Genomic DNA, 11,948 nt, shown 5'->3' on the forward strand with positions numbered 1-11,948 from the left:
GGTTCTTCTCCAAGCTGAAGCACTTCCGCCGCGTCGCCACCCGCTACGGCCACCAACTTCCTTGCCATGGTCCAACTCGCCTCAATGCGGCTGTGGCTCCGAGCTTATGAGTCTACGGCCTAGCGAGCCCTTGTCGTTCGAGCAGACACTTATTTCCAAACTTATCAACAAGGCCCCCTGCTTGCGATATTCATTTCCAACGATGCGCGATCCCGTTCTGCGAATCAATCTTAACTTGCTTTAAACTTTGAAATAAAAGTCCAGAATGACTCAATCGAACAGGTAACGTTGCCAAAGTGTTGCCTTCAAAATATTACTCGTGGAATGCTTCATCCTGGAGTCGGGTAATTGGTGTCAGGATATAAGAGAGAACCGTTCGTTTATCGCCGATGAGGCTGACATCGGCGCCCATCCCGGACCCGATCGGCAGCTTGCGTCCAGCGCGATCAATTATCGCGTCGCCGTCAGTCCGGACTCTAACAAGAAAGTGACTGTCGCCCGTGCGCTCGTTGACAACGGCATCCGGGGAAATCGAGACCACGCGTCCCCATAGCGAGCCGTACACCGCGCTATCGTAGGCCGAGATATTGACCCTGGCTTTCTGCCCCAGTTTAACCGAGGCGATGTCCTTGGGCAAAACCATGGCTTCGATGAGCAGGCTTTCGTCGCTAGGCACCATTTCAAGGAGGGGGTCACCCGGCCGAACACTTCCGCCCACCGTCGTGACCAGCACACGGTTTATGCGCCCCGCCAGTGGCGCGCGCACCGTCGTCCGCTTCACTCTGTCGGTGAGCGCTGGAAGCGATGCGCTGCGACTGGCCTGAAGATCATTGTCATAGACCGTCGCCTGGAGCGTCAGCTTGCCGCCTTCGTTGGTCCTGATCGCAAGGCCCCCATCGCCGATCAGCGACACATTCTTGGTATTGCACCGATACTCTAAGGCGCGCAGGCAGTGCTGGCGCGAACAATCAGTTGGTGAGGAAGGGCGACTACTTCTGGCTGTCGAAGGTCGCCTGAGATCGTCCGCAAAAGCAGTCGCACGGCGCTTCGTCCGATTTCAGCGCTGGGCTGGCCGATCGTGGTCAGCGGGGGGGTCATGTAGCGAGCGAATCGAATGTCGTCGAATCCGACGACCGATACATCATTTGGGCAGATGAGCTCGCACGCGCGAATCGCGTCCAACGCGCCGATTGCCATTTCGTCACTGAAGCAGAACAGTCCTGTCACGCCTCGCTCCAGCAACGACAACGCCTGCTCTAGGCCCGAGTCGATCGAGAAATCGCCTGAGCCGACAACCAGACGGGTAAGAAGACCACGGGCTGCGACGGCCCGTTGCGCACCGGCAAGCCGATCGCGACTGAGAGGACTGTTCAACGGTCCAGTGATCACGCCGATGTCGCGATGGCCCAAGTCGAGCAGATGAGCCATCGCCTGTTCGCCGGCTGCGGCGTTATCGATATGCACGCTCGAGACGCCGAGGCCAGGGACGTATTCGCAAGCATTGACGACGGGAATTTGACCTGGACGCTTGGCGACCTCGGCTTCGAGTGCCTCCGGCAGACGGTATCCCAGGAACACGAGCCCATCGACTTCGCGCCGTCGGAGCATGCCGACGTATTGATCTTCCGCGCTGGGATCGTGCCCCGTGTCGCCGAGCACGACTGCGTAGCTTGCTTCGCGCGCCATTTGTTCGGCACCCCGGATCACTTTCGAAAAGAAGGGATTGGAAATGTCGGGAACCATCAAAAGCAGCTTGGATGACCGGAGCGTACGCAGAGTGCGTGCGGCAAGGTTCGGCTCGTAGCCCAGTTCATCGACGGCGCGCATCACACGCAACCGCGTCGCCTCCCGTACGATGTCCGGCTGGCTGAGTACCCGCGAAACGGTGGCAGTGGAGACGAGGGCGTGCCGGGCGACGTCGAGGATCGTTGTCATAACTTCCGACCTTACTGGATTGGCTGCCCGCATTGTCGACCCTGCGGTCGCAATGTAAAGGTTTACATTGTTGATGGCCTGAGTATCACGTCAGCGGGCGGGCGGCTGACTATTGCCCAGGCATCAGAAGTAGAGGTTCCCGATGAGCGTACGCGCCCGGTTATTCGTAATGATGGCGCTCCAAGTCGCCGTCTGGGGCGCCTGGGCTCCGAAGCTCTTTCCCTACATGACCATGCTGGGCTTTTCAGCCAGCCAGCAGGCGCTGGTCGGCAGTGCCTGGGGCGTGGCGTCGATCGTAGGTATCTTCTTTGCCAACCAGTTCGCCGACCGTAATTTCGCGGCCGAGCGGTTCCTCGGGCTCAGCCATTTTCTAGGCGGCCTCTTTCTGGTCGGTACGGCCTTCAGCACGGCGTTCTGGCCGTTCTTCGTCTGCTATCTGGCCTATAGCCTGCTCTATGTTCCGACGCTTTCCGTTTCCAACAGCATAGCCTTCGCCAATCTGAAGGAGCCGGCAAAGGACTTCGGCACGGTGCGAATGGGCGGGACCGTGGGATGGGTTCTGGCGAGCTGGCCGTTCATTTTCCTGCTGAGCGCACACGCGACAGCGGATCAGGTCCGCTGGATCTTCCTGATCGCCGCGCTAATCTCGTTCGGGATGGCCGGCTACTCGCTAAGTCTGCCTCACACGCCACCGAAGCCCACGCAGACGGTCGATCGGCTCGCCTGGCGTCGCGCGCTGGGCCTCTTGCGCCAGCCCCCGGTCGCGGTCCTCTTCCTAGTGACGTTCATCGATTCCGTTGTCCACAACGGCTATTTCGTGATGGCCGACGCCTTCCTGACCAACCGGGTCGGTGTGGCCGGCAACCTCAGCATGGTGATCCTCAGCCTAGGCCAGGTGACCGAGGTGGTTACGATGGCGGGGCTAGGCATCGTCTTGGCGAGGCTCGGCTGGCGGACAACCATGACGATCGGAATTCTGGGGCATGCGGCCCGGTTTCTGGCGTTCGCCTTTCTGGCGGACAGCCTGCCGGCGATCATAGCCGTGCAACTGCTTCACGGCATTTGCTACGCCTTCTTTTTCGCCACCGTTTACATTTTCGTCGATGATGTCTTTCCCAAGGACGTTCGGGTCAGCGCGCAGGGGCTGTTCAACCTGCTGATCCTTGGCGTCGGTAATGTGGTGGCCAGCTTCCTCTTCCCGGCGCTGATAAACCGGCTGAGTCATGTGGTGGGCGGCGTCGCGGCGGTGGATTACCGGAGTCTTTTTTTGGTCCCATCCGGCCTAGCGCTGTTCGGTGCGCTGCTGCTCGCCCTCCTGTTCCGGCCCGCGTCGAGAGGTCCGGCACAGGCACCGCGGCAGGAGAGCCCGCACGTCGGGCTCGATCGTGGTGCGGCCAGTCCCTGATCCCCTTGTCACAACACGATTGAGCGGTTGGCCGCAGTTAACGCCCGCTCGTATTGAGCAAGCGCGCCAAAGAGCGAGAAAAGAAGCTCACCATGCGGTGTCCCAGTGTCCATCTGCTCCGTGAGCGACCGAAATGAGACACCACGCTCCCTGAGATCAGTAAGGATCGCCAGCAAATGCGGCAAGGATCGGCCGAGGCGATCCAGCTTCCACACAACCAGCGTATCGCCAGCCTTCATATATTCCAGACACGCCTTCAGATTGGCGCGATCCTCACGAGCGCCGGACGCCTTGTCGGAAAAGAGATTCCGGCTATCAACGTCGGCTGCGACCAGCGCATCACGTTGCAGATCGACCGATTGCCGGTCGTCGGTTGAAGATACACGCATGTAACCAATGAGCATGTCGGAAAACCTCCCAAAGCACGTTGTCGCACAGTGCTACATTCCGACAGTGTTTTTCGGGTGCTATGGGTTTTACGATACGCAGGCGTTCGCTGAGTTCGTCTTAGGTCCGCCAGTCATCGAGCAAAGCCGACGGATTTCATGTGATTGCCGGCACTGCAAAAGCCGCCGGTCAGCCGTCGACCCGTGCGGGTTGTTCATGCTTCGCAAATTTTTTCTTGATAGCGGACGTCTATAGCAAATGAGGTAACTGCCGTAGCGGGAGATTGCTTTGATGGATAATCGCGCCGGTCTAACGATGACCATCGTTCTGATTGTTGTGGTGGCGGTGTCGGCATTGGCACGGCAGTATCTGGCGCGGAGAGATGCCAAGCGAATTGCAGATAAGCGGTGGGCCATCACACCTATGTCTATATTTCAACACCACCCTGGTCGAGGCGTTGGCTATGCCGGATATACTGATCACGCCGCCATGGGATATGAGGTCAATGACAGCTTATTGTGGCAGTCTCCTGAAATGCAGTTCGAGCTTGTCGGTTTCGCGAAAGGCTTTTTGGAGGGAATCCTTAGCCGCGACGGCCTTAACGGGGGGCAGTTCCAGATAATCGATGCGACATCGGCAGATAGGGACGCCCTTGGCTGGTTGGCGCTTATGCAACGCAAGGGGACCGACAACGCTGCGCCCTCTACCGATAATCTGGCAACGATTATCACCCTAGTCGCTCGCGAACTAAATGGCGCGGGGCCGCTTCGGATACCTTATTGGGAAAAATTTCAAAGCCGGGCATATGGCAATCCCCGCAAGGAAAGTCGGCGTAGAAGCCGAACCTCAATCGCTAAACAGGAGCAATTGCTTTCCCGTTACGAGCGGCGCAGAAAAGAGGGTTACAGGCTAGCCCGATCGGCGATCGTCGCATGACGATCAGAATGAAGCATTCACAGGGGCCGGTCCAGCAAGACCGTTAATCTTAATTCGCAGGGCACGATTTGGCCCAAGCGGCCGTCTTTGGTCGGTGGCCGACGGCAGCTTTCATCTTGCTGGAAAACAGGCGATAACCGTCGTCCGCCATGTCATACCCGACGCTGGGCTGTCGCTCGGTAATGATGACATAAGCGGTCGGTTCGTTCACCACCCAGGGTCGCCGCAGCCGTGTCCCACCTGCGACGTTTTGCTCGGATGAGCAACGACAGTCACTTGCGAAACGATATGCAGCCGCATAGGAAGCCTCGTCCTTCACTGCTTCGGCGGGATGAGGACAAAGATCGCGTCGGTTCCCCGGAAACGGGGATTAAAAGGGAATGCGGTGCGGGTTCTTCCAAGGATCCTATGCCGCAGCTGTCCCTGCAACTGTAAGTGGCGAGCGCGATATACATGTGCGGAGGGCATTGCGCCCCATCCGCCAGCCACTGGGCCGGACGCTAAATCCTGCGAGGCCTGGGAAGGCCGTATATCAAGCGATGACCCATGAGCCAGGAGACCTGCCGGCGTCTGGTCGCTCTTGCCCTGGCCCAGGGGATGGCTGCGGCACGGTGAACTCCGTCTGAGCGACAAACGAACGGCTGGTCCTGCGGGTGCGGGAATCCGGGCGGTTGCGTGCGTGTTCCCTTACGTTGCGGCAACCGTTCGCTCTTCGCGCCGCCCCATCTCCAACCGTTCGTAACTTGTCACTTGGCTCGCCTCTCAGCAGGTGAGCGGCGAAACGAACGGGGATTTATATGCATTATCTCAACACTATCGTGCTGGCTGCCGCTGGCCTGTCCTTGTCGACAACCAGCTATACCCAGACCCCGGCGGCCGATGCCAATGCCACGGCCGATGCCATCATTGTGACGGGCACGGTCGATCCACTCCGGCTCAATCTGAAGACCGAGGGTGCCAGTCGCCTGGGACTTACGCCGCTGGAAATGCCTGCCAGCGTCGAAACGATCGATGGGGACGCCATCAGGTTGCGGGGCGATCTGACCATTCAGGATGCCGCGGCACGTGCGACCGGCATCGTCAATACGTCCGGCGTCTTTGGCTATGGCCTCTCGGCCCGCGGTTTCACCGGACAGAATTCGGTGATGACGCTATATGACGGGATGCGGATGTACAACAACACGCTGACATTCCCGGCTGACCCGTGGATGGCGCAGAGCGTTGAGATCCTGCGCGGTCCGGCCTCGGTCCTGTATGGCGAGGGTGCCATTGGCGGCGCGGTCAATGTCGTGCGCAAGCAACCGTCCGAACAGATGGAGGTGAGCGGTCGCATCGGCGTCACCTCCTTCGACAGTCTCAATGTCGCGGCGGGCGCTGGCGGGCCGATCACTGACGCAATCGGTTTTCGCGCCGACGCCAGCTATCGCCGCTCGGAAGGCTGGATGGAGCGCGGCGATTCCGACGCGCTCTCTTTGTCAGGCGCCATTCGCCTGAAACCCGCAGACGGGCTCTCCATCACGCTGTCCCACGATTATAGTGAACAAAATCCGCGCACATGGTTCGGCGTGCCGCTGGTCAACGGAAAGCTGGATCGATCGTTCCGCCGGAACAATTACAATGTCGACGATGCCCGGCTGCGCTTTCGCGACAATTGGAGCCAGGCGAAAATCGAATGGGCGGCTTTGGACGCGCTGATTATCCGCAGCACATTCTACCATCTGTGGGCCAATAAATATTGGAAAAATGCCGAAAATGTCACCTATGTACCAGCGACTGCGACCAGCGCCGCGCAGGTCCGGCAATCCAGCTTTCTGGAACTCTATCATATCCAGAAGCAGACCGGGAACAGGACCACGGCCAATCTGACGCACGCGCTGGGCGGGCTGGAAAACCAGATGGTCGTCGGCTTCGACATCAACCGGATCAGCTACAAAAATGTTAGCAACAGCGGCAACACCGCGACGCGTCTGGTCGATGTGGACGATCCGGCTTCTGCGCTCTTCCTCCACCATGCCAGCGCGCCTACCAAGCCACGCTACACCAACAAAATCCGGCAATATTCGATCTTTGCCGAAGACCGGCTGTCGTTCAGCGAACGATTCTCGCTGGTAGGCGGCCTGCGCTACGACCGGCCTGAAATTACAAAGACGGACTATGTGAACGCCGCAAACAATTTTACTTCAACCCCGGACGCCGTGACCTGGCGGGTTGGCGCCGTCTACAATCCTGTACCGACACTAGCGCTCTACGGCCAATATGCCACTGCGGCCGATCCCGTCGGCGCGCTTGTCTCCACCAGCGTGGCGCAAAGCGATTTCGACCTGTCCACCGGTCGACAATATGAAGCAGGTATCAAGCATGTCTTCTGGGGCACACGCGGCCAGTGGACGCTGGCGGTCTATGACATCGTCAAGCGCAAGCTACTGACATCCGATCCATTGATCCCGTCCATTCAGGTGCAGGTCGGCCAACAATCCTCTCGCGGTGTCGAAGCCTCGCTGTTCCTGAAACCGATCGATCGCCTGAGCCTCACGCTCAACGGCGCGCTGCTCCGGGCGCGCTACGATGATTTTGCGGAATCGGTGGGCGGCGTGCTGTTCCAGCGCGCAGGTAACCGGCCCAGCAATGTCGCCGCCAAAAGCGCCAATGCGTTCGTCAGTTGGGCGTTCGCCGATGACTGGGCCGTCGACGGCGGCGTCAGCTATGTCGGCAAACGCTATCAGGACGCGGCCAACAGCCGGGTCGTTCCCGCTTATACCTTAACCGATGCCGGCATTCGCTGGCAGTTCTTGGACGGGGCAAGCGCAGCGATGCGCGTGCGCAACATCTTCAACGAAGTCTATGCGCGCGCGACCTATGGCGCATCGCAATGGGTGTTGGGCGATCCGCGCACGGCGGAGGCGACGCTTCATGTCACATTCTGACATGGCGGAGATGCCCCGGCGAAAGCTGTCTCCGCCTTCGGCCGCCGCGCTGTCCAAGACAGCCAAACGCTGGCTTTACGTCTTTCATCGCTGGGCGGGCATCGCCCTGTGCCTTTTATTTGCCATCTGGTTCTTCTCCGGTCTGGTAATGCTCTACGTCTCCTTCCCCTCCTTCCGCGCCGAGGAGCGGGTCGCAACGGCAGCGCCGATCGACTGGCCACAGGTGCATATCGGCCCGGATCAGGCGCTGGCAACACTAGGTCTGACCGCATTTCCCAGCGAAATGCGACTGGGCATGACGGGTGGCGAACCGGTCTATCTGTTCGTCACATCCGATGGGCGGCGCGCCGTGTCGGCGCGAATGGGCGATGAAATCACACAGATTGCTGCGCCGCATGCGGTGGCGATTGCCTCCACCCTCACCGGCGCACCAACAGCCTCTATTACTACTGTTGACCATGACCAATGGGTTGTCACGCGCGCCTACATGGCGATGGCCCCGTTCTGGCGGATAAGACTTGCCGATGCCGCAGCGACGGACGTCTATATCAGCCAAAGAACAGGTGAGGTCGTGCAGAACACGACCGCGCATGAGCGATTCTGGAACTGGTTGGGCGCAATCCCGCACTGGATCTATTTCGAGGTGTTGCGGGTGTTTCAGGAGCCTTGGCGCCAGACCGTCCTGTGGACGTCGGGCATCGGAATTTTGGGGGCGATTGCAGGCGTCTGGATCGGTCTGTTGCGGGTCCGGTTGCGCAACCGCTACAAATCCGGGTCGGCCAGCCCCTATCGCAATTGGATGAAATGGCATCATGTCGCGGGCCTAGCAGGTGGGTTGTTCGTCATCACCTGGGTGTTCAGCGGCTGGTTGTCCATGAGCCCCTGGGGTGGACTGCGCGACAAAGGGCAGAGCGACGTCGCAAGACTCTACGGTGATGCCAGGCTTGGCTTTCCCACCACCGATCTGGCGATGTTGGTACGGGTAGGGGCCGGCGCACGGGAGGCACGCTTCACCTATGTCGGCGGACAGCCTGTCATCTCCTTGTGGAGCAGGGGACGACCCCGACTGTTAGACGGTCGGACCGCCCGGCCCATGACGCTCGATCAGGGCCGGATAATCACGATTGCGCGCGCGGTCATACCCGGTTCAACACTGACCACAGTGGAACGACTAGAGCGCCCCGACCGCTACTGGTATTCGACCGGAGACGTGCGGGACGACAGCCGACCGCTGCCCGTTCTACGGTTCAAATTCGATGATCCTGCGCATACATGGCTGCACATCGATCCGGCGACCGGCGCGTTACTCGGTCAGATCGGATCGGGTGACCGCAGCTATCGCTGGCTATTCAGTGCGCTCCATAGTCTGGACTTCCCATGGTTGTTGATTTGGCCACCGGTGCGGCACATTCTGGTCTGGCTGTTGTCCAGCGTAGGCATCCTCATTTCAATCAGCGGTATGGTTGTTGGCTGGAGGCGCCTTTTCCGAACGTAGATCTATGGAGGCCCGAAGTCTCCGTCAGCAACATATGTGTATGGACATTATGTCGACAGGTTGAAGATGATCGGAGCGGTAAAAACAATGCGCCCACAGAAACGGTAAAGTTCTGCGAATGAGAAATAGGCGATTGAATGACGATACTGGGTTGTAAATGCTATATTTCCGGTAAGCTCTGGGTCGCGAAGCCTCAGCCTTTGATTTTGGCGGCCCGCTTCAGCCGCGCGTCGACATCGTCGATTGAAAAAGGGTCGGCCTCTTTCATGTGTGCAAGTTCGCTCCAGTCAATTGGGACCGCGACCGGGGCACCCGGGCGGGTACAGGATCGCGGTGCTGCCGCGCTGGTTGCGCAGCCAGTCGATGAAGATACGGCCCTTGCGTTTCGCCTTGCTCATCGTCGCGGTGAAATGGTCGGGCTCCGACGCCGCCCCTCTCCATCAAGTACACCGAGCGTCTCGCCCAAGCTGGGATAGAACCCTCGGCCGGCAGCGTCGGCGATAGCTACGACAACGCTTTGGCCGAGACGATCAATGGCCTTTACAAGGCCGAGGCGATCCAGCGCCGCGAGGAGGTCACCAAGGCAAGCCAGATGAGCCGCTTCCAGCGGCTGGTCGCACCGGTCGATGGCACGGTCCAGCAGCTAGAGGTTCACACGGTGGGCGGCGTAGTCGAGGCGGCGAAGCCGCTCATGACGGTGGTTCCGGCGTGGGGGTTGATAGAGGTGGAAGCCAAGATCCTCAACAAGGATGTCGGTTTTGTGAAAGTAGGCCAGGAAGCGGCGGTCAAGCTCCAGGCATTTCCGTTCACGCGCTACGGCACGGTGCCGGGACGGGTTCGATCGATCAGCCGGGACGCTGTTCAGGACAAGGACTTGGGCCTTGTCTATGTGACGACCATCACGCTCGATCGAAGCCATATCGATGCCGATGGCCAACGCGTGAATCTCGCTCCTGGCCTTGCCGCGACCGTCGACATCAAGACCGGAACACGGCGGATCATCAGCTATCTTCTCAGTCCCCTTCAGACCAGCATCGCTCAGGCAGGGCACGAGAAATGACGAAAAGCGGGGCCGAATGCCGTGTATGATCGGGAAAAGGCAAGTCAGCCCTAGATCGGTTCCTTTTCCGCTTGCAGTGATGAAAACGCAGCTTAATCTTATAGTTGGGGGAGAGACGCATTGTGCAAAAGCTGGCGTATAGCAAGTCACTTGCGATGGTGGGCAGCGGCGTTCGATTTCTGTCCATTGGCCTGCTTGCATTGGCGAGCGTCTCTTGTGCGGCTCCCAACCGATATATGGGCATTTATTTGCGCTCGAGCGCTACGGAGCCAGCACTGCAGGCATTGGCTTCTCGAGCGCGTACTGGCGACAAGCAGGCACGGTTTGATCTTGGCAACTGGTTTGAGAGAGGGTGGGGACTACCCACCGACTTGGATCGGGCACAGCATTTGTACCGTTTGGCTGCCGCAGACATGGGCGGTACCATTTTCATCTACCAACCGCCGACGCACAAGGGTGGCACAGGACACGTAATAGCTGTCGATACTGGCCCGGTACTTGAGGGGCTGCCGGAGGCGAAGTCGCGCTTGACCGATGCAGCGGCCGCTCGCGGCTCACCGACCCTTCCACCGGCAGCAGCAGTGATCGAGGCAGCCTATGTCCGCTGGGCCAACTGGGCCTGCAAACAGATGGTTGATGTCTGTCCAGACGACGCGCTCGTCTTTCCTGTTAACGTCCGAGCCGAGAAGATCGAGTGTGACGTCGAAATCGGATCGCACCGCATGCGCTTTCGACCTTTTGTACTTCGACAAGGCAGCGCGATGCCAAGCTACGTTTACGCTGGAACGCCGTTCGGGCGACAAATTCTGGATTGCCGAGGCCGAACGAAGTTGGCCGAACAAGTTCAAGCCGGAGATCACATGCCCAGGTAGCTGACACCCAAAGCGTGCAAATAGTTCTCTGAAAAGGATTCGTATGTCAGACTCACAGCAGCCAATCCCAACGGCTCCCCCACTGCGAGATGCGGTTAAATTGAACCGAGCAATCGGTACTTTTTTTATTGGCATCTTCGTTGTCTCTTGTTCAAATCCGACATCGCACGCCAAACAGACAAAGTCGGTAGATTCGGCAGTCGCGGCACTCTTCAAAGCTGACACACGCGTACAGACAATTCGCATCCCGGTTGGGCTGGGCGCTGCGAGAGTGTGCGGGACGCCAGATACTATGCTCACCCTTTATCCGGGACGCGGCGTCCAGGCCGTCACTGGATCAACGCCATTCGTACCCGTGAATTCGCCGTCTGATATGTGCCACGTTCGGATCACGTCCGTCGCTGGGGCTGGGCACGATCTCTTTATGTCGTCCTCCTGCGCCGTGCGTGCGCTTTCTGATGGTAAAGTAGATATTGTGGTCGCGCCTAACGCTAAGGACGAGTTTACGGCGGCTGAGTGTTTTTACCGACTTGCTCTTGTACTTGAAGGATATTCAGGCGGATTAAGTGCCCCAATATTCGGGATGTATCCGGACAGTTTCTATTTTGCAGGGAAGCGCAATTATGTCGGTCCAGTCGTCGTGCCCATAATTCAGGACCTAATTCGGAAGTGCGATGGGATTGTGAATAGATATTACAGCAGCGACCTGCGTGACTTTGTTCAAACCAAATGTGGCTTCGATTGAGAGCGAGAGGATAGCAGATGCCAGGGCAGGAAGGGCAGAGCCAGTACCACGCCGAGGTGCTAAAGGTGAACCGCCCCGGGATTGCCGGAGGCCCTAACTCCTGAGAGGAAGGGTCTACGATGAGCAAGACGACGAACAAGTTTGCACCGGAGGTTCGTGAACGGGCGGTCCGCATGGTGTTGGACCATG

General features: G+C 58.9%; 9 protein-coding genes, 3 pseudogenes and 1 riboswitch. Of the genes and pseudogenes, 8 read left to right on the forward strand and 4 right to left on the reverse strand.

Annotated features, from left to right (window positions below; genetic code table 11):
• A pseudogene (locus tag Q4610_RS20835) lies at positions 1-123 on the forward strand (IS5/IS1182 family transposase); the annotation flags it as partial.
• A gap of 190 nt (positions 124-313) precedes the next feature.
• Here the strand turns inward: Q4610_RS20835 and Q4610_RS20840 are convergent.
• Entirely contained in the window at positions 314-913 is a 600-nt protein-coding gene (locus Q4610_RS20840) for a beta-barrel domain-containing protein (RefSeq protein ID WP_304537755.1), read from the reverse strand.
• Positions 914-936: 23 nt separating this feature from the next.
• Complete coding sequence (locus tag Q4610_RS20845) at positions 937-1,935, reverse strand: LacI family DNA-binding transcriptional regulator (protein ID WP_304537756.1); 999 nt, start codon at positions 1,933-1,935, stop codon at positions 937-939.
• A gap of 142 nt (positions 1,936-2,077) precedes the next feature.
• Between Q4610_RS20845 and Q4610_RS20850 the strand changes: the two genes are divergently transcribed.
• On the forward strand, positions 2,078-3,340 hold the full coding sequence (locus tag Q4610_RS20850; RefSeq protein WP_304537757.1) for an MFS transporter: 1,263 nt from the start codon (positions 2,078-2,080) through the stop codon (positions 3,338-3,340).
• Positions 3,341-3,348: 8 nt separating this feature from the next.
• Here the strand turns inward: Q4610_RS20850 and Q4610_RS20855 are convergent, their stop codons facing one another.
• Positions 3,349-3,744 carry a recombinase family protein gene (locus tag Q4610_RS20855; RefSeq protein ID WP_482241493.1) on the reverse strand — a complete coding sequence of 132 codons (396 nt, stop codon included), beginning with the start codon at positions 3,742-3,744 and terminating at the stop codon, positions 3,349-3,351.
• Positions 3,745-4,018: 274 nt separating this feature from the next.
• On the opposite strand from Q4610_RS20855, the gene Q4610_RS20860 reads away from it, so the two are divergent.
• From Q4610_RS20860 to Q4610_RS20870, 3 genes are all read left to right on the forward strand, one after another.
• The gene (locus tag Q4610_RS20860; protein ID WP_304537758.1) at positions 4,019-4,663 is read left to right on the forward strand and encodes a hypothetical protein; all 645 of its coding nucleotides are present in this window, start codon (positions 4,019-4,021) and stop codon (positions 4,661-4,663) included.
• A 333-nt stretch (positions 4,664-4,996) separates the two neighbouring features.
• Positions 4,997-5,245: riboswitch (cobalamin riboswitch) on the forward strand.
• Between the two features lie 215 nt (positions 5,246-5,460).
• Positions 5,461-7,587, forward strand: coding sequence for a TonB-dependent receptor (locus Q4610_RS20865; RefSeq protein ID WP_304537759.1), 2,127 nt, complete (start codon positions 5,461-5,463; stop codon positions 7,585-7,587).
• Entirely contained in the window at positions 7,574-9,082 is a 1,509-nt protein-coding gene (locus Q4610_RS20870) for a PepSY domain-containing protein (RefSeq protein WP_304537760.1), read from the forward strand. Before Q4610_RS20865 ends, Q4610_RS20870 begins: the two co-directional genes overlap by 14 nt.
• Before the next feature lie 193 nt (positions 9,083-9,275).
• Here Q4610_RS20870 and ligD read toward each other — a convergent pair.
• Positions 9,276-9,513, reverse strand: a pseudogene (gene ligD, locus Q4610_RS20875) (non-homologous end-joining DNA ligase LigD); the annotation flags it as partial.
• Between the two features lie 2 nt (positions 9,514-9,515).
• On the opposite strand from ligD, the pseudogene Q4610_RS21890 reads away from it, so the two are divergent.
• The 3 genes and pseudogenes from Q4610_RS21890 to Q4610_RS20885 all read left to right on the forward strand — a co-directional run.
• Positions 9,516-9,650, forward strand: a pseudogene (locus Q4610_RS21890) (IS3 family transposase); the annotation flags it as partial.
• 123 nt (positions 9,651-9,773) lie between these two features.
• The gene (locus Q4610_RS21895; protein ID WP_482241494.1) at positions 9,774-10,142 is read left to right on the forward strand and encodes a beta-barrel domain-containing protein; all 369 of its coding nucleotides are present in this window, start codon (positions 9,774-9,776) and stop codon (positions 10,140-10,142) included.
• A gap of 122 nt (positions 10,143-10,264) precedes the next feature.
• Positions 10,265-11,014, forward strand: a complete 750-nt coding sequence (locus Q4610_RS20885; protein ID WP_304537761.1) for an SEL1-like repeat protein — start codon at positions 10,265-10,267, stop codon at positions 11,012-11,014.
• Positions 11,015-11,948: the final 934 nt, after the last annotated feature.

Origin of the sequence: Sphingobium cyanobacteriorum (assembly GCF_030580935.1) — a bacterium.
GTDB classification, from domain to species: domain Bacteria; phylum Pseudomonadota; class Alphaproteobacteria; order Sphingomonadales; family Sphingomonadaceae; genus Sphingobium; species Sphingobium cyanobacteriorum.